The 23980-nt window shown below is 33.6% G+C and carries 17 protein-coding genes, 1 tRNA gene and 1 pseudogene; 8 read left to right on the forward strand and 11 right to left on the reverse strand.

Annotated features, from left to right (window positions below; translation table 11 throughout):
- Positions 1-30 precede the first annotated feature (30 nt).
- From OPR35_RS00210 to OPR35_RS00240, 7 genes are all read right to left on the reverse strand, one after another.
- On the reverse strand, positions 31-1158 hold the full coding sequence (locus tag OPR35_RS00210; RefSeq protein ID WP_265024857.1) for a SurA N-terminal domain-containing protein: 1128 nt from the start codon (positions 1156-1158) through the stop codon (positions 31-33).
- 118 nt (positions 1159-1276) lie between these two features.
- Positions 1277-1367, reverse strand: a tRNA-Ser gene (locus OPR35_RS00215).
- Positions 1368-1697: 330 nt separating this feature from the next.
- A complete protein-coding gene (gene ppa / locus OPR35_RS00220) occupies positions 1698-2204 on the reverse strand; it encodes an inorganic diphosphatase (protein ID WP_019236780.1) in 507 nt (168 codons plus the stop codon).
- Between the two features lie 80 nt (positions 2205-2284).
- On the reverse strand, positions 2285-3583 hold the full coding sequence (locus OPR35_RS00225; RefSeq protein ID WP_012481917.1) for a WD1261 family protein: 1299 nt from the start codon (positions 3581-3583) through the stop codon (positions 2285-2287).
- 112 nt (positions 3584-3695) lie between these two features.
- The gene (mnmA, locus tag OPR35_RS00230) at positions 3696-4802 is read right to left on the reverse strand and encodes a tRNA 2-thiouridine(34) synthase MnmA (protein WP_019236778.1); all 1107 of its coding nucleotides are present in this window, start codon (positions 4800-4802) and stop codon (positions 3696-3698) included.
- Between the two features lie 219 nt (positions 4803-5021).
- Positions 5022-6089 (reverse strand): rod shape-determining protein, encoded by a 1068-nt coding sequence (locus OPR35_RS00235; RefSeq protein WP_019236777.1) that lies wholly within the window; start codon positions 6087-6089, stop codon positions 5022-5024.
- A 20-nt stretch (positions 6090-6109) separates the two neighbouring features.
- Positions 6110-7528, reverse strand: coding sequence for a gluzincin family metallopeptidase (locus tag OPR35_RS00240; protein ID WP_007302209.1), 1419 nt, complete (start codon positions 7526-7528; stop codon positions 6110-6112).
- A gap of 274 nt (positions 7529-7802) precedes the next feature.
- Here OPR35_RS00240 and OPR35_RS00245 point away from each other — a divergent pair, with 274 nt between their 5' ends.
- The 5 genes and pseudogenes from OPR35_RS00245 to ftsH all read left to right on the forward strand — a co-directional run bounded on the left by OPR35_RS00245 (position 7803) and on the right by ftsH (position 12908).
- A complete protein-coding gene (locus OPR35_RS00245; protein ID WP_007302208.1) occupies positions 7803-8282 on the forward strand; it encodes an OmpA family protein in 480 nt (159 codons plus the stop codon).
- A 142-nt stretch (positions 8283-8424) separates the two neighbouring features.
- A complete protein-coding gene (gene tilS, locus OPR35_RS00250) occupies positions 8425-9717 on the forward strand; it encodes a tRNA lysidine(34) synthetase TilS (RefSeq protein WP_265024858.1) in 1293 nt (430 codons plus the stop codon).
- Positions 9718-9846: 129 nt separating this feature from the next.
- Positions 9847-10860, forward strand: a complete 1014-nt coding sequence (locus OPR35_RS00255) for an ATP-binding protein (RefSeq protein ID WP_264685967.1) — start codon at positions 9847-9849, stop codon at positions 10858-10860.
- 57 nt (positions 10861-10917) lie between these two features.
- Positions 10918-11066, forward strand: a pseudogene (locus OPR35_RS07420) (tRNA lysidine(34) synthetase TilS); the annotation flags it as partial.
- Positions 11067-11078: 12 nt separating this feature from the next.
- Positions 11079-12908 carry an ATP-dependent zinc metalloprotease FtsH gene (gene ftsH / locus OPR35_RS00260; protein ID WP_254229344.1) on the forward strand — a complete coding sequence of 610 codons (1830 nt, stop codon included), beginning with the start codon at positions 11079-11081 and terminating at the stop codon, positions 12906-12908.
- A gap of 124 nt (positions 12909-13032) precedes the next feature.
- On the opposite strand, the gene OPR35_RS00265 is transcribed toward ftsH, so the two are convergent.
- Positions 13033-13983 carry a hypothetical protein gene (locus tag OPR35_RS00265; RefSeq protein ID WP_264376656.1) on the reverse strand — a complete coding sequence of 317 codons (951 nt, stop codon included), beginning with the start codon at positions 13981-13983 and terminating at the stop codon, positions 13033-13035.
- Between the two features lie 236 nt (positions 13984-14219).
- Here OPR35_RS00265 and OPR35_RS00270 point away from each other — a divergent pair, with 236 nt between their 5' ends.
- The 3 genes from OPR35_RS00270 (at position 14220) to OPR35_RS00280 (ending at position 16947) form a co-directional block, all read left to right on the forward strand.
- Positions 14220-14714, forward strand: coding sequence for a WBM0748 family T4SS-associated protein (locus OPR35_RS00270; protein WP_265024859.1), 495 nt, complete (start codon positions 14220-14222; stop codon positions 14712-14714).
- A gap of 284 nt (positions 14715-14998) precedes the next feature.
- The gene (locus OPR35_RS00275; RefSeq protein WP_019236772.1) at positions 14999-16246 is read left to right on the forward strand and encodes a pyruvate dehydrogenase complex dihydrolipoamide acetyltransferase; all 1248 of its coding nucleotides are present in this window, start codon (positions 14999-15001) and stop codon (positions 16244-16246) included.
- A 68-nt stretch (positions 16247-16314) separates the two neighbouring features.
- Positions 16315-16947 carry a hypothetical protein gene (locus OPR35_RS00280; protein ID WP_265024860.1) on the forward strand — a complete coding sequence of 211 codons (633 nt, stop codon included), beginning with the start codon at positions 16315-16317 and terminating at the stop codon, positions 16945-16947.
- Here the strand turns inward: OPR35_RS00280 and OPR35_RS00285 are convergent.
- The 3 genes from OPR35_RS00285 to OPR35_RS00295 all read right to left on the reverse strand — a co-directional run bounded on the left by OPR35_RS00285 (position 16944) and on the right by OPR35_RS00295 (position 23935).
- A protein-coding gene (locus OPR35_RS00285) for an IS630 family transposase (protein WP_230608967.1) occupies positions 16944-17946 on the reverse strand; the annotation gives its coding sequence in 2 pieces (ribosomal slippage) (positions 16944-17435 and positions 17437-17946; 1002 coding nt in all). The genes OPR35_RS00280 and OPR35_RS00285 overlap by 4 nt on opposite strands.
- 332 nt (positions 17947-18278) lie before the next feature.
- Positions 18279-20024, reverse strand: coding sequence for a type I secretion system permease/ATPase (locus tag OPR35_RS00290; protein ID WP_017532259.1), 1746 nt, complete (start codon positions 20022-20024; stop codon positions 18279-18281).
- A 284-nt stretch (positions 20025-20308) separates the two neighbouring features.
- Complete coding sequence (locus OPR35_RS00295) at positions 20309-23935, reverse strand: ankyrin repeat domain-containing protein (RefSeq protein ID WP_264376655.1); 3627 nt, start codon at positions 23933-23935, stop codon at positions 20309-20311.
- Positions 23936-23980 lie beyond the last annotated feature (45 nt).

Consider the following 23980-nt stretch of genomic DNA (forward strand, 5'->3'; position numbering starts at 1 on the left):
CTTTTTATGGAGTAGAAAACCTCTCTAACTTCAATTAAACTGATAACTAACAGCTGCATTTTTACGCATATTATCCAATAACAGGTTGCTTTGTATCATAATCTTTTGTTGATACATTTCCTGTTTGATTGCTTCTATATCCATTGCATTATTTTTGATATCACATAACATCATCAACTTTGCAGTGCTATTTTCTCTTAATTCTACTATTTCATTCATATTTGTTTTACTAAATAAAATCTGTAAATCAGGATTTAAATTTCGCATTTTTATTTCAAACTCTTTTACGCTTGGCAACTTGAAATCATCTGCTAACTTGTCAAAATTTAAACAACTGACCTTTTGCTCCTTAAAATTAGAGAGTAAATTTTCTGAATCTTTAACCACAACTTGTTTTACTTTTAAAATACTTTCCAGCAGTGTATGATCGAGCTGTACCTTATCTATGACTTTTATAACAGAGTAACCTTCGCTTAAACTAATCGGACCTGCTGCGTCATTGATTTCTAATCTTTCCAAAACGTCCTTGAGAGTACCTTTTATCTGACTTAAATTAACTGTTGCTTTGCGCATCTTTATTGAAGATTCTGGATTATTACTGGTACGTAATTTTTTTACTAAGTCTTCAGCTATCTTCTGATCGGGAATTATGAACTCCTGAAACGTAATAAGGTAATCAGACTTCTCTTTTTGCTTTCTTGCATCATCCACTTCTTGATCGCTGATATTAATAAGCGGTACAACTCCTACTTCAATAATCTTGTTCCACAGCAGCTGACACTTTATTTGTTTTTTTAGGGTATTGAGATCTATATTATGCTTTTTTACGTATTGATCAACTTCATCAGCCTTAAGTTTTAAACTTTGAGTTAAGAATAACGTGACAGCATTATTTAACTCCTCGTTACTCAATTCTATATTCATCTTCTGTGCTTCGCTGACAATGATAATTTCGTCTATTAACTGTCTTAGAATTTGAGATTTTACCTCTTTTTGATTAATCTTCTGAGTGCCAAGCAATGAATTTATGAAGTTTATACGTCTTTCGATATCTAAATTTGAAATTGGCTCACCATTTACATCTGCAACAATTTCAATCTCAGTTGCAAGTAACCTAAGCGGCAGCATTATTAATATCAAAATTAGTATTTTATGCATATAAAATTATTTAGCTAATAACTAATTCTATAATAAATACTGAATAAACGCTAGCTAACTTTTTAATAATTAAAAAAGAGGGTGAAATTACTGTAATGAATACCTAAACAATAATATACGGAAGGAGAGGGATTCGAACCCTCGATACGACTTTTCAATCGTATAACGGTTTAGCAAACCGCCGCCTTCAGCCGCTCGGCCACCCTTCCAAATTATTACTATAATATCAAGACCTTTACTGCCTGTCTAATGCTTTTAATTGCAATATTTGTATCTGTCCAGATGCATGCAAATATTGAAACCTGTCTTGTCATCAGAGTAGCTGACACTGGGATCCAACCAAGTTACTTTACAACGTTTTTTGTGCGAAAGGACTGGATCCCAGTGTCAAGCACTGGGATGACACCATTTGTTGTAAACTCACTTTTACTCTATGGTTATACTACCTTACCGCTATCCTGAACGGATACCAATATTTACCCATTAAAAACAACAACATTTTTCCGAATAACTGTAATTTAAGGCTAAATCAACGCAAACTAATTTCTACTTTTTTCAATGATTTCTTTTGCTTTTTCCACATTAGCCCATTCTCCAACTGTCACCGTTTTTCCCTTTTCTAAATCTTTATAATGAGAAAAGAAATGAGCTATTTTATCTAGTAAGTTTTTAGATAAATCAGAATAGTTTTTTATATTGTCATAATAGCTATCAACACTGGAGATAGGTACAGCTAATATTTTTTCATCCTCTCCTTTCTCGTCTTTGGTAAGTAATGCACCTACTGGACGCACCGATATCAAAACTCCAGGCGCTAAAGGAAATTGAGTTAGCACCAAAACATCCGCAGGGTCACCATCACCTGCGCAGGTATTTGGTATAAACCCATAATTGCAAGGATAAGTCATTGAGGTAGACAAAAATCTGTCAACTTGTAACAACCCAAGCTCTTTATTAAATTCATACTTTACAGGCTCAGCATTTGCACTTATTTCAATTACTACATTTATTTCATCTGGTTTTGTTGTTACTTTGCTTAAATCCATGGATTACCTCGTTATTCAAGAGAAGATATTATATAGCATACACTTTAAAAGTGCTACATTTATCATTCATAAGTAGAGATTCATGATTGAATAGGACCATTTGCAAAACTGTTAATAGTTGTATCATTGATCGTTGAATGTGGCGGTTCTTGAGGTGATTTTAGTAGTTGAAATAAAGCATATACTATTACGATAGTAAGTACTGCAGCAACTATGAAATTGATGAGATTATTTTGTGGCAAAATATTTGTTATTGAGTTGAATAACTTTTGCTCCATAAAGAAATAATCAGCAGTATATAATCCAATAGACAATATAAACATACCTAAAGCTAATTTACAAAATGTGTTTTTATGATTTTTGTTTTTTTTGTTACTGATACTAGAGTTTAGTCTGCATTCACTTTGTGGCACTGAGTAATACGTATTCTCAGGGTTTGTTACTAATTGTTCAAATGCATCACTATTTTGGTTTTTTAGTAGTTGCTCTAGAGTACGTTTGATATTTTTAGGATATAGAGAATCTTGACTGTCTTGCTCTCTTGCAGCTGTAAATGTCCCGTTCAATTCACTTATACCTCTATAATTAAGTGTATACTTGGTGAATCCATTTCTATACGGTAACTCAATTTTTCTTAATACCTTTATTAACTGTAAGATGTAACTGTAATACAGTGGTGTGTTGATTACTCTAGCTTTCTCATTAATATATTGATTGAGTGATAAAATATCTCCATTTCCAGTACATGTAGAAAATATACCATAACTAGAAAATAGTAATGCTATGTCTTTATCTATTTTTATACTGTGAATCGAGTAATAATGATTTATTACCTCTTTACATAAGCTAAACTCTTTATCAAATTCATTTGCATAGCTTATTTTGAGTAACTTTTTAATATTATTGAGTACTTGTTTCTCAAAGTCATCATTATTGTTAAATAGAGCTTCACCTTTCGGATTTGCTAGAATATTAAAAAGCTTTAGTTTTTTTTGATCTTCTGTCAATTCTACTTGATCTACAATTTCCCTTAGCAGTTTCTTCGAAGTGTCACAAAGAGTAGGTATTTTTTTACTTTCAACTGCAGCATATATTTTATCAATTACTTCTTGAGTATTGAACTGAGCATTTTCTGCAAGAACTCTATAAGCTTGAACATAAATTAAAAACAATCCTTGTAGACTAAATTTTAAGTTAAAATATTTATCTAATGGCTCTTGTTCTTTTTTATTAATGAATTCGAATAGACCTATATGATTTCTGCAATCCATGCAATGATGTAAGTCAGCATGTTGAAAACTGCCCAAACGAATAAATGCGGCTTCTAGTAAATTGCCCTTACCAACAATTTTTATTAACTCTTCAACTTCTTTAACCATCCCTCTAGTCCACAATATAATAATTATCTTTATAGTATAAAGAATATAGGATAAAACAGCAATAAATTTTATTGTATGTTTACATTCTGCATTAAAAAATTAAACCACCAAGTTAGGAGCATATCCAACCTCCACCTATAACTTGTTCGCCCTTATATGCTACACAGGCTTGACCTGGACTGATGCCAAAGTAATCGTCGTTTAAAATTACACAGGCTTTGTTCTTTTCGTCAGTTGAATATATTGTCGCTAAGCTTCCTGCATGTGATGACCTAAGCTTCACAGTTACTTCCATGCCTTCTTTTGGTTGTTCTAACCAATTTAACTCTTTGACCAATATCTTTTTTTGCATTAGAGCATTGATCGGGCCTACTACAACTTCATTATTTTCTGTATTAATTTTTATCACGTAAAGAGGCTCATTGTGTGCGATGCAGAGGCCTCTTCTCTGTCCCACTGTAAAATTTACTATGCCGCTGTGCTCACCTAGCACTTTTCCATGAATATCTACTATTTTACCTTTCTGCACAGATTGTGGAGCTAATTTAGCTATTGTTTTACTATAGCTTTCGGAAACAAAGCATATATCTTGACTATCCGGCTTTTCAGAAATTTGTAAGCCAAAATACTTTGCTAATTTTCTTATATCACTTTTATAGAACCCACCTAATGGAAATCGCAAAAGCTTTAACTGCTCCTCAGTAGTTGCAAACAAAAAATAACTTTGATCTTTACTTTTATCAATACTTCTGCACAACTTTACCTCACCATTTTCTTCTAATCTTCTTACGTAATGTCCTGTTACGAGCACATCCGCACCAAGATTTTTTGTAACTTGCAATAGATCGCGAAATTTTACTGTTTGGTTACACCTTACGCACGGTATGGGAGTTTCTCCACGCATATAGGTATTTGCAAAATCCTCTATTACTTCCTTTTTGAATATTTCCTCGTAGTTTAAAATATAGTGGGGAAAGCCAACACTTTCAGCCACGTATTTGGCATCATAAATATCCTGTCCAGCGCAGCATGCACCCTTTCTCGCATTACCATCACTGCCATAGAGCTGAAGAGTCACACCTATCACTTCGTACCCAAGGTTATACAGCAGTGCTGCAGCAACGGAGCTATCAACTCCCCCGGACATTGCAACAATAGCCTTAGTTTGATGCGGAGCTTTATCTTTTAATAAAGGTTCAATTTCAAATTCTTTTAGCATATAATTTATAAACACAAACCTGTGTCAAGCACTGGAATCCAGTTTCTATTACACAATTTCATCGAAACAGCATACTTATTTGTAGTCAAGTTCCAGTGTCAAGCGCTGGGATGACACCCCTTCCTGCTGGAAGTTGCCTTTAAATTACTTGGTGCGTGACACTGGGATCTCATTTATATTACATAATTCCATCAAAACAATTCGATCTTCAAAAACAATTTAATCTTGCTTGAATAAAACATGGCCAAAATAGTCCATGTTTTCAAGTACTTTTCCGCTACCCAGGGCAACACAACAAAGTGGATCATCTGCAACACGAACTGGTAATTTTGTTGTTTCACTAATAACTTTACTCAAGTTGCGCAATAACCCACCTCCACCAGATAAAATTATTCCTCTATCAACTATATCAGAAGAAAGTTCGGGTGGAGTACTCTCCAGTGCAGTTCTAATAGCAGAAATTATCTGATGTACAGGCTCTATTAGGCTCTCTGCAACTTGATATTCTGATAAAAGCATTTCTTTTGGCATACCACTCACTAAATCCCTGCCTTTAATTATCATTCCCTCTTTGTTGTTTTCAACTGGCAGACTGGCTGAACCGACGTTTTTCTTAATTTTTTCAGCAGTTGTTTCGCCAATCAATAACTTATGATTTTCACGAATGTATGACTTTATTGCCTCATCCATAATATCACCACCTACTCTGGCAGAACGTGAATAAACAATTCCACCTAAAGAAATAATTGCAACTTCAGTTGTACCACCTCCTATGTCAACAATCATAGAACCTTCAGGTTCGGTAACTGGAAGTCCAGCCCCAATTGCTGCAGCCATTGGTTCTTCAATTAAGAATACTTCATTTGCACCAGCACTTTCTGCTGCATCTTGTATAGCACGCCTTTCAACTGGGGTAGATCCAGATGGAACACATATGATAATACTAGGCTTATTAACAGTGAATCTTGTGTTTGCGCTGCGTATGAAATATTTTAACATTTCTTCCGCGCTTTTAAAATCAGCAATAACTCCGTCTTTCAAGGGCCTTATCGCTTCTATTTCTCCAGGTGTTTTTCCGAGCATCATCTTAGCTTTTTTGCCAAAAGCATAAGGAACGTAACTTCCTTTTTCTTTTACTCTTGCTACAACTGAGGGTTCATCAAGCACTATCCCCTGATTTTTCTGATAAACTAAAGTATTTGCAGTACCAAGATCTATAGCAATATCGCTAGCAAATAAACCTTTGAAAGTAAAAAAATTTCTGATTAAATTCTGAACAAAACTCATACACAACTCAAGAAAACCATTTATTGAGACAAATTATACTTTTCAGATAAGTAACTAGTGTAGCACTCAATATCTAAATCCCTACCTGTTACCTTTTTTAGCTGTTCCAAAAAGCCATAATTTGCACTATATACATTTTTAGAGAACCAATCGATAAGTAAACTGAAATCTCCTTTTACTATAGAATCTAAAAATTCGTAATGATTTTTCTTAATGAAAGAAAAAAACTGCACAGCAGCGATTAACGCTATGACTTTAATAGGAAAGTAGCCTATAACACCACTTATCCAATACTCATCTTGAAAATAAGTGTCTAGCTCATTTTTAGCTTTTACTGAAATCTTGTAATGCTTCATACCTTCCAGCCATTTATCGTGTAGATCTTTAACTTCTAACGTACCATTTATTAGATCTTGTTCTAATTTAGTTCTTAGCATAATGTGAGCCAATAAACTAAATTCATCCGCATTCTTCAAAAAAGATGAAAGATTTACTTTATTGAAAATCAAATACAAATTTTCAACACTACTATTAATTTTGCCTTTTGTAGAAAGTTTCTCCTTTATGTGTGGTTGAATGAACTCAATAAATTCTCTCGATGTTCCAATGATCTTTTCCATGAATAACCCTTGAGTTTCATACATAATATGTTTTGTAATTGAGCTCTTTATAGAATTTTGCGCTAAACATTTTTGATGAATTGCATAACCAGTATGCCGTAAAAGTAAAAATAAACCATAACAAAGGTCAGATTCATCATAATCGATAGAATCGTAATAAGAAATGGAAATCTCATTTGGTGTAACACTCATTTGCTGTAAGAATAAGGAACCAAGTTCAATCTGTCTCTGAACCGTAACTTTTTGTATATTAGTAACCTTATCCTTCTTCTGCTTTTGAGTTACTTTCTCTACATTTTCACTAAAAAATTTACCTAGCTTAGGAAATATTTCCTTTATGTTCTTTTCTGTGATATTAGAGTCATAGTCAGCAAGCAATGACTCATAGTTTGAGCGCTTTAATTGCTGCGATTTTATAGAAGCTGCTTCACGAGTAAGCTTAATTAGGTTAGTAAAGCATTCTTTCAGCTTTTCTAAGTTACTAATTTCAGAATTAGTTAGCCTCCATAAGTTTTGGCATTCAATCTTAGCTTTGGACAAAGATTTTACTAAATCAACAGGAATAGCACTGCTGCTTTTGTGTATCCCCTCTATTAACTTTAGCTGCTGAATATTAGCACTCTTTTTATTCCTAAGAGCATTCGCTAATGATTCCTTTATTGCATCATGAGAGATAATTTCATGTCTGATTTCCTCTAGAAGACACATTTGTTCAACTTTGTCCTCTACATTCAATTGGCTTTTGCTTAGTAGTTTTAGTGTGTTTTCGATATTCCTTACCTTATGTAATACTTCCTCTAAAAACTTATAAGATCTCATTTTTATTCATTGCTTTGAAACATCTGCTTAATATCGTAATAGATTAATAATAAAGTTAAAAGTATATTTGCTTAAAGTACAATAAAAAATTGTATTTTTATTCTTTTATTGTACTTCATTGCTAAGAATTGAGCATCTTATCAGAAAATTAATTATAAGATTGTAAAGAAAACATTTAGTATTTTATTTCCCTTGACTCTATTCTAGTATAGAGGGATTATTAGTACTAAAATTAAAATTACGCACTATATTTTAAATTTATGGAGGTTTAGTGATGTGGAGTAGACTGATTATAATGTGTTGTTTTTGTTTACTGCTTACTGGTGTAAGTTCTTGCCCTAAAAAAGGAGTAAATACGACAAATAAAATGAATGCTGTTGTTAAGCAGATAGGTGATAAAAGAGTTTTCTTTGGTTATGATGAATCTAGTATCAGTGAAGTGAGTGCAGATGCATTACTTGACGTGATGGAAGTGTTACAAAATAATCCTGACGCAAAGGTCACTTTAACTGGTCATACTGACAATCGTGGTTCTCACGAGTATAATCTTGCACTAGGAGCTAGAAGAGCAGATGCAGCTAAAAAATTTATGGTCAGCTGTACACCTTATCTAGAAAATAGAATAAAAACTGCTTCTAAAGGTGAAACTGAGCCTTTGGTTAATGTAAAAGATGATTCTAGAAATTCTAAATATGAAAAAGAGCATGCTAAAAATCGTAGAGTGGAATTTTCATTTTCTGGAATAAAGAAGTAGTTTCTTGCATTAAAACCTGGATCCCAGTGTCAAGCACTGGGATGACAAAAGAGAGCAATTCCGCTGCTTGTTAGCGGGATCTATATATACCACAAATAAGTCGCTGTATGACGTGGAGACTATCTGGCCATCAAGAAACATAATGAAATTAGAGTTATTATTTCAAAATATAGCTAATAGTTTTGCTTTCCATAACCAAATCGCAGTTGCAGTATCAGGTGGTGTAGATAGTATAGTCTTACTGCATTTAATGACTAACTGGGCAAAAAAAAACAAGCTTTCACTTCCTATAGCATTAACAGTAAATCATGGGTTACGTTCAGAGTCTCAAAAAGAAGCTGATTTTATTATAAGTTATGCAAAAGAACTTGGAGCAAAGGAATCGTTCATATTAAATTGGGAGAAGCAAAATATTAAAGGTAATATTCAGTTACAGGCACGAAAAGCACGATATAAGTTACTAGCAGAGTGGTGTAAAAACAATAATGTTAAATGTTTGCTCGTTGCTCATCACAAAGATGATCAAGCAGAAACGTTCTTATTAAGATTGGAGCGAGGTAGTGGAGTAGATGGATTATCATCAATGGATTACAAATCTTTCTTAAATGGTATTTATATATTTAGGCCGTTGTTAAATTTTAGTCGTAGTGAAATAGAAAGGTATGCTAAGCTTCATCAGTTAAGATGGATCGAAGATAGAAGCAATTATGACTTAAAATACAGACGAACTTTATACCGTAACTTACTTAAAGCAAGTGATAATCAAGATGTTCTAACAGAGCGAATATGCCTTACAGCACTTCATATGAAAAGAGCTGCAAAAGCGTTGATGCACTACACACGCCTTGCATTTGATGATTGTGTTAATGTTCATGATTTTGGTTATATTGAAATTAAACTAAGTGAATTTTATCAATTGCCAGAGGAAATAGCCTTGAGGCTTCTTCTTTACTCTATAATGGCAATTGCCAGCAAACATTATAAACCAAGGTACAACAGCCTTATCGTAATATTTAATAAAATATTGCAAAAGGGTAGTAATGTTAACTGTACACTTTCTGGGTGCAAAATAAGAAAATATGGAGAAAATATCTTAATAATTAGAGAATCGTCAAAGATACAAGAAATTACTGTACACTTACCATTAAATGGTTCTATTGAATGGGATAACAGGTTTAGCTGCACAATATTTGGAGATCAGGAGTGTTCAGTAACTATTGCTCCACTAAAGAAAACACAAAAAATCCCTGAATTTCTAAAAAATTATGATTATTGCTCTGAAGTTTACTATTCTTTGCCTACAGTACAAAAAGATGGAAAGATGCTTGCTTATCCATGTATGAAACATAATAGTAAGAGCACTAGTGATGGCGAGATTAAATATTTTATCGCTAGTATAATAAAGGAAAATTTGCTAAAGTTAACTAATATTTAATTAAGGGTTAGAATGAGTGGGACAAGATTTTTTAAATTTGTTTTATTATGTCTAACAATCGCTGCTTTTATTTATCTTATGTATGTTCTTTTTTTAAAAATTAAAGCTGCTGCGGCCACTATATCCTTCATGCCTATTATTATAACATCTGCTGTAGTGACATGTTCAGTAATATGCACTGCGGTTGTATTAGGTCTTGCTATTTGTTTTGCTATTTATTTAATGAAACCATCTAAAGTAATAGAAGGTGAGCAAGGTGAGCAAAAAGTAACACTTAATAATGTCATCTTATCAGATGAAATAAAAGAAGAGCTACGTATGATTTGTAATGATATATCACAAGAGAAGAAGGTAATGTTTGAAAAAGTTGGTTTTAAACCACCACAGGGTTACCTTTTATATGGTCCACCAGGAAATGGTAAAACACTTCTTGCTCGCGCTGTTGCAGGTGAAGCTAATATCTCATTTGAAAGTATTTCGGCCTCTGAGCTTGTTGGAGAGTATGTTGGTCAAGGTGTATATCATGTACGCAACTTTTTTAAAAGAGCAAAAAAGAATGCTCCTTGTATAATTTTTATAGATGAAATAGATTCCATAGGTGCAAAGCGCAATTCTATTGGTCATCACGTAAGTGAAAATTGCGCTAAAACTTTAAACCAACTATTGACCGAAATGGATGGTTTTAATTTTAACAAAGGTGTAATAGTAATTGCTGCAACTAATCGTCGTGAAGTTTTAGATGAAGCGCTTCTTAGGCCTGGCCGTTTTTCTAAGCATATCTATATTTCCCTACCAGAATTGGGCTCACGAGAAAAGATATTAGATCTTTATATGAAGAATGTGCCAGTTGGATCAGATCTAAACCTTAAAGAAATTGCAGAAAAAACTGAAGGCTATTCAGGCGCTGAGTTATCTAATTTAGTAAATGAGGCCAAGCATAATGCCGTAAGGCGTACTCAAGAGCAAAAAATAGAAGAACCTGTTGTTAGCATGGGTGATTTTACAAAAGCACTTGAAGAGTTTAATAGTACACATAAAAAATTCAAGAATAGAAAAGCGAGCAATACAGGTAATAATGTAATAAGTGCATTACTACAACCTGCTGTAGAAAATTATATGCAGCAGCATCTTACCAGTACATAACACATATACTTATTGCAGTGAAAAACAACTTTTTAAATTTGTAATTATTTTTCTAAAGTTTACTACTCTTTTCCAACAGTGAAAAAATGGAAAGGTGGTTGCTTATCCTGATGTAAATTATAACGAAAAAATACGGTGATGATAAGATTCGATTCATTATTAATAGCACGATAAAACAAAATTTGGTAAGCTTGATTAGTATTTAATTAGAAATGTAAATGAAAAAATTTTTAGAAGGCTTATTGATCTGGTTAGTGATTATTGTTCTTATTTCAGTTGCTTATATTCAATTTAGCGGAAGTATAGGTAAGAGTAAAACAACCATACCTTTTTCAGAATTTTTAACTAGACTAGAAGATAATGATATAGAAAATATTACAATAAGAAACCAAAGCATCGAAGGGAAGTTTAGGGATGGGTCAGCCTTTAACTCAAGTGGTGTTATATATAGTGACTTAATAAAAAGTTTGCATGATAGGAAAGTGAAGTTCTCCTTTTCAATTGGAGACTCTGCAATAGGTATAATTGGTGGATTACTTATTCAATGGGTTCCGACGCTTATCTTTATCGGTTTATTACTTTTCCTTTTTAAACAAACGCAAGCAGGAGGTAATAGAACTATAAGCTTTGGCAAATCAAAAGCTAGGCTTATGACTACTGGAAAAAAAGTGACATTTGATGATGTTGCTGGGATTGATGAAGCAAAAGAAGAGTTGGTTGAAATTGTTGATTTTCTTAAACAAAGGCAAAAATTTCAAGTGTTAGGTGGGAAGATACCAAAAGGATGTCTTTTAATTGGTTCCCCTGGAACTGGTAAAACTCTACTTGCTCGTGCAATTGCAGGTGAAGCTAATGTACCGTTTTTTAGTATTTCTGGATCTGATTTCGTTGAAATGTTTGTCGGTGTTGGTGCAAGCCGTGTCCGGGATATGTTTGATCAAGGTAAGAAAAATGCTCCTTGTATAATTTTCATAGACGAAATAGATGCAGTAGGTAGGCATCGCGGCATTGGTCTTGGTGGCGGTAACGACGAAAGGGAACAAACATTAAACCAGTTACTGGTTGAGATGGATGGTTTCGAGTCTAATGAAGGTGTGATAATAGTTGCTGCAACTAACCGTCCAGACGTCCTAGATCCAGCACTACTTAGACCTGGTCGTTTTGACCGACAGATTACTATTTCTTTACCTGATATAAATGGGCGTGAGAGAATATTAAATACGCATATAAAGAAAATATCGATAGCACCAGATGTAAACGTAAAAACAGTTGCGAGGGGAACGCCAGGTTTTTCAGGGGCTGATCTAGCAAATTTAGTGAATGAGTCTGCGCTTATTGCTGCAAGAAGAAATAAGAAAATTGTTACCATGGATGATTTTGAGTATGCACGTGATAAAGTGATGATGGGCATGGAAAGAAGGTCCTTAGTCATTACAGAAGAAGAAAAAAAGCTTACTGCTTACCATGAAGCTGGTCATGCAGTAGTTGCAGTTAATATGCCTGCTTCTGATCCTATACACAAAGCAACAATTATTCCACGTGGTAGAGCACTCGGTTTAGTTATGAGACTACCAGAAACAGATAGAGTGTCTCTCACAAGAGAAAAGATGCTAGCAGATATAACTGTTGCAATGGGTGGACGTGTGGCAGAAGAGCTAATTTTTGGCTATGATAAAGTCACAAGCGGCGCATCTTCAGATATAAAACTAGCATCAGATTTATCACGTGCTATGGTGACAAAATGGGGAATGAGTGACAAAATAGGGCCAATATATCACAATCGTGAACAAATCACACATGATTCTGAGACAATTTCTGAAGATACGTTAAGACTTATAGATGAGGAAATAAAGAAAGTTGTATTTTCTTGCTATGAAAAAGCAAAAGACATTTTAACCAAGCGTAGGAAAGACTTGGAGCTCATTGCTGAAAATCTACTGGAGTTTGAAACTTTAACAGGAGATGAAATAAGAGACATATTAAGTGGAAAAAAAATTGTTAGAAATGAAAATGAAGGTAAAGAAGAGATAAGAAGATCCTCTCTCTAATAAGATCTGGCTTTATTTAACCGCTAAAACAAAAATTTTTAATTAATTAGCTTAAGTTATAAGATCATAGTTAAGCCGATGTATTTTATAAATGGACTTTTTTGAACATTCTTCCAATTTTTTTCTAAATAACTCTTTGCCTATTTAAATAAGTATGTTCAGTATTAGAGCTTTCCAGACCGCTACTAGGAGAAAGATTAGGTTCTTGACCTTTAAACATCTCTATTAGCTTTAATACAGGAGCAGTTCCTGCTACAATAGCTCCTATAACAGCAGTAGCACCCATGATGAGAAGAATCGGTTCTGCAGTGGTGATTACACAAAGCTCAATACATAAACCAGCAATGACCATACCAACCATTATACCAATGAAAGCACCTACAATTATGGATGAAACTACACCAATTAATTGTCCTATTTTTGAACTAAGTGGTACTTCTCTTTCACGTCTAACAAAATTTGGCCGCATTCGCCTTCCCGCTCTTCTTCGTTCTCTCATTATTGTATATTCATCCCTATTTTCGGAGAGATTTAGTGATACTTCACTTGGCTGCATTTGTTCTCCTGGTCTTCTTATATTTTCACTCCTGTTTCCAGAGAGATTCAATGACGCTTCTCTTTCTCTAACAAAATTTGGCCGCATTTGTTGTTCTCTTGCCCTTCTTCGTTCTCTCATTATTATGTTTTCCTCAAAGAAGTTTAGTGGTACTTCTCTTTCACCTCTAATTCTAACATGATTTAGCTGTGCTTGTTCTACTAACAACCTTATTATACTTTCTATTTCATTTAGCGTTGCTCTTCCTCCAATATCCTTAATTGCCTTCTCAAATTTTAATAGCGACTTGTTATTTAGTCTGACATTATTCTGAGAATCACAAACAATAACCCAATCTAAAATTGGCTTTTTTTGACCACCATACTCTATATCATCATTAATGTGTTCCTTTAGTTTTTTAATTATCTCTACTGCTCTTGTTTCCATAGCTTCTATGGCGCTATCTTCACTTTCTATGAGTATATTGAAAACAATTCCTAATAACTCCTGTTGTAAATCCTTTCCTTCTTTAATATTCATAATTAGCCTCAACTTTTATATGCTATTTTGCCAAAATAATTTTACCAAATAAGTAATATATATACAATAATTCTCGTTTAAAAATTTTTTTACATTGGCTTATCTCAGTTATGTTTTAGGATGTAAAAGCTTCTTACTTTAATAATTTATTAAAGTAAACCATATATGGATTGCTATTTAGGAGCAGCTGTTGTACTTTAATCAGAAAGTACAGTAATGTAAGAAGGAGGTACTTTATGTCTTTAAAAAATGAAATTTCTGAATTGATAGAGCAACAGCTTGGCATTAAATATCATGACAATTGCTTAGCTTACACTATCCATAATTCGGCTGCAGGTGAAATATCCGATTCTATTGCTCTTTGCATAGTTGGCTGTGGCGATTGTGAGATTAAGTATCAAGGTATTGCTAATTCATTTAACATAACGAAAGAAGAAATTAACCAAAGTAATATAGAAAGCATAAAAAATAAGATAGAAAGTGAAGCTAGAAAAGAAGGTAGTGAATTTTCCGAGTTGATTTCTAGAATGGATCAATCGCTGAAAGAACAAAGTAAAAAGTCTATTATACAGATTTTAAATTCATCTGCTGAAGAGATGTTAAGGAGTTTTTGTGGTAGTTCTATACAGAGAACAGATGATAAAGAAGTTAGTCTGTCCTCTGCTTCACATGAAGAGCCTGCTACAGAAGATTCGGAAACTACTATTAATTCTGATCTTTTATCAATTTAACCAGCTCCTCATATAAATTTTTTCTGTACCCAAGCTATATGTTTGTGAGAGGATAGTAAGCACTACATTTTTCTATTTCCATTATAACAGATTCGTCTATTTTCATGATGATCTTACTATTTGTACTCTGTCTAGGACTAAGCAATAGAAATAGTAGGATAACAGTAGTCAACCAAGATTCCAGCATCACGTACTAGGATGATATAAGTATCATAATTTACGATTAGATTGACATAGGGTAAAGAGTAAATTAAAAATTAAATAGATCTTTTAATGCAGAATAAATGCCTATAGAAATATTGATGCCCGCTCTTTCCCCAACAATGAGTAAAACTGGAGGGAAAATTGTAAAGTGGTGTAAAAAAGAACAAGATAAAGTTGAAATAGGTGATGTAATCGCTGAAATTGAGACTGATAAAGCCATAATGGAGTTTGAATCTGTCGATGAAGGAGTTTTGGCAAAAATTTTAGTGTCGGAAGGAACAAGTGGCGTGCCTGTAAATCAACTGATAGCTCTAATGTTAGAGGAAGGGGAAGATAAAAGCGCACTTGATTTAGCTTCTGCCATCAATACCAAGGTTGAGAAGGAGGTTGAAGCCGATTTTTCAGTATCATCCAACCCTTCGATTTCATCTAGCTCTTCAATGTCATCCCAGTGCGTGACACTGGGATCTAAAAAAGAGGATAGAGCAACAGAAAATAGAATAAAAGTAAGCCCCTTAGCTAAAAAAATAGCTCAAAATGAAGGTGTTGATATAAAGCGATTAAAAGGTACAGGTCCATATGGTCGTATCATCAAAGCTGATGTATTAGAATTTTTAGATCAAACTAAAAGCTATGAGAGATTTGAGGAAAATACAACAGTTGAAGTAAGTAATATGCGCCAAGTGATAGCGCAGCGCCTAGTTGAATCTAAGCAAAATATTCCACACTTTTATTTAACTGTAGACTGCCACGTTGATAAGCTAATATCGCTCAAAAATGAGGTTAATTCAGCAAATGAGAACAATAAAGTAACAATTAATGACTTAATTATAAAAGCTGTGGCTTTCAGCATGAAAAAATTTCCTGACATAAACTCATCGTGGATAGATACTAAGATAGTAAAATATTCAAATATAGATATCTCAATTGCTGTAGCGCTTGAGGATGGACTTATTACTCCTATAGTAAAAAATGCTGATGAAAAAAGTGTTTTATCTATATCAAAAGAAGTGAAAGATTTAGTAAATAGAGCACGATCTGGAAAATTAAGGCCTGAAGAATTTCAAGGAGGAGGGTTTACCATTTCTAATTTAGGCATGTTTGGTATAAAAACTTTCAGTGCTATAATCAATCCACCACAGTCTTGCATTATGGCTGTCGGCGCATCTAAAAAACAACCAGTTGTCATAAGTGAAAAAATAGAGATAGCAGAGGTAATGACAGTTACTCTCTCTGTTGACCACAGAGCAGTTGATGGAGCACTCGGAGCAAAATTTTTAAATGCCTTTAAGTACTATATAGAAAACCCTACAGTGATGCTTCTGTAGCCTTATTAGCATAAAATTAATACCTCTTAGTTTATACTTTTGTTAGTTAATAGGTTTAGAGGTAAAATATGACTGATAAAAAGATAGAAAAACGTAGTATATCTTTTGATGCTACAAAATCAAAATTTTCAAACGATAGGTTTCAAATAGATTCCTCATCTAATGAGTCAATAGATACCATTGGTAAAAAATTTAAGTATGAAGTGAAACTTCCAGGTGTTATTCACACTACAACAAGAAAAAATAATGTTGGAAGCGGATTAAATGAGTTAGATCTAAGAAAGAAAAATGAAAACTCTTTCAAGACACCAATAAAGAATATTGAAGAATCAGATAGTAAGAGAAACCAAAGTCATTTGCTGTTTCAGGAGGACTCATTTCCAGAACTACCAGCATGTGCATATAAGCCAGCACTGCTGCCAAAACCATCAAAAGAAAAAATAAAGGAAGCTGTAGATAAAATGCGCAATAATAGAAAAGCTCATAATTCTGCAAGTGTTGAAAATGGTGTTAGTTCAGACAGGTTCAAAGTGCGCCCGTTCTTATGTAGTGATATAGATGGATATGTAGCTCCTGACAAACGTGACCGTAATCTAGAAAGGTGTAGGGTTACACATGATAGCAGTAAGCTTGAAGCACAAATGGAAAGAAAGCATGGGTTTCAATCAGATCCAAGTGTTAATACCAAATTCCATTACTAATCGAACAAATAAGAAACATTACAAACTCGTTTAATAGTAGTGCTGGAAATACTGACAATAAAATTACACAGAACATCTGCAAGTAAGCCTATGGTATCGTAGACTCTGTTACGTAAAGTATTGTATTTGATATATTGCCACAACCTCTCAACAGGATTCAGTTCCGGTGAATAAGGAGGCAAGTATATAATGGTAATGTTTTCCTGAAATTTCAAACTTTTTGATCTATGCCAACTTGCACAATCCATTACAAGAAAGGCTTTTTTCGTGCCTAAATCTTTCGACATCTGCTCCAGAAATATATTCATACAATCAGTGTTTACATATGGAGCAAGTAGGCTGATTTTCTTACCACTTCTTGGATTTACCGCACTGTAGATATAGAAATTTTGTCTACCAATTTTCATTTTAACCTGCGTTCTGACCCCTTTTTTAAACCATCCGTGTCCGATTTTTGAATGAGTTCCAAATCGTGATTCATCAAAAAAACACCTCTTTTTCAGGGTGGGAATTGACTATTTTATTGAAGTATTTTTTAAACTCTTCTTGCTTGTTTTTATCTTGTTTATGGTGCATTGGCCTCGGTGTTATATAAGAAAATTTCATCCTTTGTATCTCACGGTGCACTGTTGATTTGCTAATGTTTAGGCCAAATTCCTCTGAGATTTTTATCTGCACTTCCTTAATAGTAATATTTGGATTTCTTTCTACCCATATTTCAATTTGCTCACGTTGATTTTTCTTTAATTTGCTTTTTCTTCGCCGCTGAGACGGGGCAAATAATCTTTCTACTCTACCAAATTTTAGATGCTTTATCCATTCAGTCAAAGCAGTCCTTGAAATTTTACATATTCTTGCCACAGCGCTTATACTACTTTCTTTTCCTGCTATCACCGCTTGTAACTTTTTTGAAACATATGCGTTATTTCTGACCTTTTTTAACATTTCTTTCGCCAAATTTACAACTTTTTCGTCTAATAGTTTTGACCTTAATGCCATTTATACCTCTCTATTTTATCTACTTTATTATCACTTCTTTCCCATTATTGTCTATCTGTTCTTTGCATAGTGGGAATTGGTATAAGCATGTAAAGGCTGATACTGTAGTATGTTCTATTACTAAAGGTCATGACAAAAAAGGCGTTAAATCTGATGTCTCATATACACAAGAGCCTACATCAGAAATGTCTAAGGTTAATGTGAGAGAATTAGCAAATAGGTTCCGCGGCTAATCATTATTGGATTTTTCGAATAACAATTGCTTAAGATTTTATAAACTGTGCATATAGTACTCTATAAGAGAAAGAGAAGTGTGACAACTTCTCTCTTTCTTAACCACTTGCTGAAGAACGTTTATCTTCTGTGGCATCTGGTGATGGAGCAACTAATCTACTCAAAATCTCATCTTTTGGTCCCATAGCATAAATAACCCCATCTGACATGACGATCACTGTATTGACTACAGATAGTAGCTGTAGCTTATGAGTGATGATAACAGTGGTAGTATTTTGCTCTCTTGCAACATTGATTGCATTAATCAAGCGCGCCTCTCCATTACTGTCTAAGTTAGCATTCGGTTCATCAAGCACTAAAAGCTTAGTATTACCATAAAAAGCCCTTGCAAGTCCAAGAAGCTGTTTTTGGCCACCAGAGAGTATTACTCCTCCAGGTCCTCCTATTGTTGTATCATACCCATTTGGTAAGCTCAGTATTAATTCATGTATTCCTGCAATTTTTGCTGCTTTGATTATTTCTTCAGGATTTGGATCTGGTCTCATGCGGGCAATATTAGCTTTAACGCTCGTGTTAAATAACTCAATATCTTGAGGTAAGTAACCAACATAATTACCAAAGTTCTCTCGATTCCAAGTATATACATCAGCGCCATCTAGTCTGACTACACCTGATATGGGTTTCCAAACACCAACGGTTAGTTTTGCAATGGTCGACTTACCAGAAGCACTTGCACCAATAACACCAACAACATCCCCTGGTTCTATTACAAATGAGATTCCTTTTACTGTTGGCTTATTGCTCCCATAAGGAGTAAAAAATACCCTATCAAATTCCAACTTCCCTTCAGGCTCTGGTAGAGCCATAGTTTGCTCTCTTTTTGGGGATGTTAGGATAAGTCTTTGCAGCCTGCCATATGACATCTTGGCTTGATTTAAAAATTTCCAAGTATGAACTGCTGCATCAAATGGAGCCAATACTCTACCCATCAAAATCGAGGCAGCAATAATGCTACCGGCAGTTTTGTGAGCTGTGATTGCAAGTAATGCACCTGTTCCAATTACTGAAATTTGGAGAGTTGAACGTAAAAATTTAGTAATACCAGTAATTACATTAGAACGATTCTGCGCTGTAACTTGCATTGCACGATTTTGATCATTCCGTTTACACCAATCAGAAACTATAAATTCTGACATGCCCATAGCTTCAACCACCTCTGCGTTTCTTGTTGCAACATCTATAGCATTAATATTGCGTATAGTTTCTTCATTGGTTTCTCGCAATATACGCTTAGTGGCAAGTTCATTCCATACTGCCATTGAAACTAATATAATGATCCCGGCAATAGCTATAAACCCTGTAGAGGTATGTATCATAAAGATCACAACAAGGTAAATTAGCGACCATGGAGTATCGAACAGTGAAAATATACCATTTCCTGTAATGAAATTTTTTATTACTCCAAGATCTCGTATTGCTTCACCACTTGAAGTTGAGCTTTGTACTGATGTTAACCTGATTGACCTTACTATTAGATCTGGTGTTGCAGTTTTATCAATCCAATCACCAATTTTAGCCATAGCTAAATATCGACAAGTTTCAAGCATTGCAGAACATGCAAACGCAGATAAAGTAATAATCGTCAGCATAACTAGTGTTGACACACTCTCGCTCGATATCACTCGATCAAGTACCTGAGAGGTATAAAGTGGCAAAAATAACATTAACGCATTAATCCCTGAGCTAAACCAGAAAATGAACCAAAACGCACTCTTGCACTTCTCTAGACAAGTATATAGTATACTTTGCTTTAATTCCTTTTTTATTGACGGAGTGATTTCCACAATCTTCCTTTTATTTAATTATATGTACCATATATAGTTTTTATTTCAAAAGTATTAACAGTTATTGCCTTACCATATCATTAATGTAATAAAATATTAATGATATGCGAATATAAACTTTTTCATGGAAATTTAGCAAGGCTATCTAATTTCTTCTCTACTATAACCTTATACGATAGCCTTGCCAATTGTTCTACGTTTTTCTTATCTACTACTCAATGACAGTTCTTACTATCACTCCTCTGAAAGTTGATGCTATCAGAGTCAGTGACTACAATCTGCATCTATTTTCCTCTTTCTATATGATCAGGAAGTATTACATATTCCAATGATCTAGCTGTAATTGCTCTTTTTCTCACACAAGATGGACTTGAATATACCCTTGGTCTATATCTTTCGAATTTAAAACAGTCAACAGTAATCCCCTCCTCAAAGTTAGAAAGTATTAGAGATGGAGATTTACTAACTTCCTTATCACTCACAGGATTATTTGCACTACCATAACTCACATGACGCGCTGCACTATGATTGTTACCACACTCTTCTCTTGAGGTTGAACTGCTTGGATTAAAAGGAGTCGAAAATATTGAATACCCATTGGTATCACCAAATCGTTTTATCAACCCACAGTTTTCTTCATTCATTTTTGTAATATTCTCGTGATTAGCACCTTCTGATAAGCTTGATGAAGCGATAAGATCTTCTTTTTTCTTACTAAAGATATTGCCTATTTTTAGCTTAGTTGCAACATTCTTGAATTTGTTTTTCGGAGCTTTTGGTTTAATTTCTGAATTCTCATTTATAGTAATTACACATGATGGATTATCTAACTTGTCCATTGTATTTTGTACTCTACTGTTGCGTCTTGAACACAGACTAAGTTTTGCTGTTAAATCATTCAAAACAGGTGAACTTTTTCTACCTTCTAAAGACTTATTCGAACATAGTAGTGCACTACCACCCCTACTCATTTTCTGAGGAGAAATATTGAGTTTGTCTTTACTCTCTAATCTAGTTTCATGCGTAAACTTGTAAAGTTCATTTTCCAATCGTGAAATATCTTCTGCATTCTTTATTAATAGTTCCAATATTGAGTTGTATTCCTCCAAATCATGATCCCCTACTTTTGTCTTAGCTAACTTTCCTGTAGCCTCTTCAATTCTGTTCATTTTTTCAGTATAGTTTTCTATCTTACGTTTAACAGGTTCTTTTTGAAGGCCAATCACTAAGTTGTATAAGATAAGTAAAAATGATATCGAAGAAAATGCAATGGAAATCCAGGTAGGAATTTCTTCCTTTTCAGATTCTGCATTATTATACTTAATGCAAACAGAAATAATCACACTTGATATTGACATGGCCAGATTATAGTAGTCTAGAAGCTTTTTGCTTCTTTCTTGATCTTCCATATTAAGTTTATCATATTTCCTTTTTTTGTTTTCCCTTATTTCATAAAAGAAATCTAAAAATAACCTCAAGATATTTGTGTCACCATGTTTAAAAGCATAATCTAAAGCTGTTTTTTTTGCATTATCCTTTATATCAAAATTTATCTTTTCATTTAAAGTTTTCTCTCCGGTGCTGATTGTTAGGTAGAATAAGGCTTTAATAGCTTTTTCCCTTAAGTGCTCATTTTGTTTACGCTTTTCTAAAACTAACTTTTTCAAAAATTGACCTTGCTTAAAATCCTCATTTATAGTTTTTTCAAAATCATTATCACTCATTACAAGATAGTGTAATGCTGTTCTTCCAGATTTAGATACAACATTTAACATTTTCTTATTATAGGGGTAATGATTATCTTTCATAAAATATTCTATTAACTCAGCATTAAGGCTCATGGCAGCTAAATGTAGAGGTATAAGCCCTTGACTGTTTGTGTTAAAAAGTGGTACTGTGTTCCTAATAGTTGACTTAGCAATACTTTCAATAACATACTGAGGGAATTCTATGTCGTTGGCAAGAGCAGCCATGTGTAACGGTGTATTGTCATTTTCATCATATAACACTTTGATGCTAGCAGCCACCTTTTTACCTACAAGTTCTTTTGACACAAATTCAAGACATTCCTTATTGCCGCTCAAAATAGCTGCAAATAACAACTTTTTTTGTGTATTTTGTTCTAAAAAAATACCCTTTGGGCTTTTTTTTACCAAATACTTAACGCATTCTACTCTTCCACTGAGGATAGATAAGTGTAGTAAAGTTTGTCCATCCTTATTTTTCTTACTTAATATTTCTCCCACTCTCTCTTTTTTAAAAAGGTGCTCAAGGCATGATTTATTACCAACACGTGCTGCCATATGAAAGACGGTGTCACCGTTGCTATTCTCACGCAAAACCTCTTGATAAACGTCAAATTTCTTCTCTTCCAACTTTTTTTCTATCATGCTTAAAAACGATAAATCAAGTTGGGCAGCAAAATGTAAAGGGGTGTTTCCTTCATTATTACTCTTATTTACTTGCATGCTTCTGTCTATTAATAGACTCACACATTTTTTTCTTAGTTCTGTTTCTGTATTACTCGATAGAGCTAAGTGTAGGGCCATATTTCCTTTGTGTGTTTCTGTGCTTAAATCGTAATCAGGAAATTTCTTGAGTAAAGATGTTAGACAATCATACTTCCCGTACATTGCAGCTAAATGTACAAGATCTCTTCCATAATCACCTTTGGATTGAAGTATGCTATTTCCTATATTTTCATAAAATAGGTCTATACAATATGAATTACCATGTATAATAGCAATATGTAAGGGGGTGTTACCTTGTTTATTCTGAACAATTTTTGCACCTGATTGAGTAAACAATTTCATTAGCTGGTTATTTCCATGTTTTGCAGCTATATGCAATGGGGTGTTACCATCTACATTTTCTTGATTAATTTCACTTTTTCGTCTACCTAAAAATTTTAGATGCTCTATAAGAAAATTTATGGCATTTTCTTGAGTTTCTGAGTTACCTACAATCTTATGAAAAGGATTCTCATTATATTTATTTTTTAAAAATTGTACTTGATTATCAATGAAGAATTTTATGCACTCAGCATTTCCAGATTGCACAGCATAGTGTAATGCGTTATTTCCATATTTATCTGTTTTAATTTTCTCCCTATCAAAAATTCCTTTTGCTGTCAATATTTCTTTTAAATATTCTAGGAGGTTAGGACTTCCGCTTCTGGCAGCATAGTGTAACTCGGTTTTATTATTGGTAGTGCAACTAAAATCTGCTTCATTTTCTATGAGAATTTTCAAGCATTCTTTATTGCCAGATTTAGCCGCATAGTGTAGTGGTGTTTTACCATCTCTATCTTTATTCCTTACTGCTTCTTTAATGTCAAAATTAGAATTTTCTATCACAAAACATAAAATATCTTCTTTACCCGACTCAGCTAAATAATGTAGAAGTGTTTTATCATTACTATCTGCAAAATTCTCCAATTTTATAATCAATTCTCTGCCCATACTAAGAATTAGAGATACAGCTATTTCAACATGAATATCATAATTCCTATTTTTCTTTTGTTCTTTCCTAATTCTTTCAATAGCCACTGTTAATAGCGAAGAACCATCATTACTTATTATATTCCATCCATCTTGACGAAATTTTTCAGCTAATGAATCACTTATATTTTCTGCTAAAATCCTGCTTTTTATACAATCAAGATTATTAGTACATATATTATAGTTTTCTTCTTGAGTTACTTTATTAATATAATCATATATGATTATTAGGTCTTGCTTATTGACTTTATCTTCTGAATTGCCTTGTAATGAAGAGAGGTCTATCTCACTAATTGCTCTGGCCATAACAACGTTTCCCGCAACAAATAAACCTGAACTGAGTGTCTTTGCGCTTGTACTAGATTTAGCTTTGAAAACACTAATAACTGTGTCAAATTTATTTTTGAACATACTGTACCTCATAAATAATAATGCCGGTAAGGCTTTAGTAGATAC

The sequence above is a fragment of the Wolbachia endosymbiont (group B) of Protocalliphora azurea genome, from assembly GCF_947251865.1.
GTDB lineage: Bacteria > Pseudomonadota > Alphaproteobacteria > Rickettsiales > Anaplasmataceae > Wolbachia.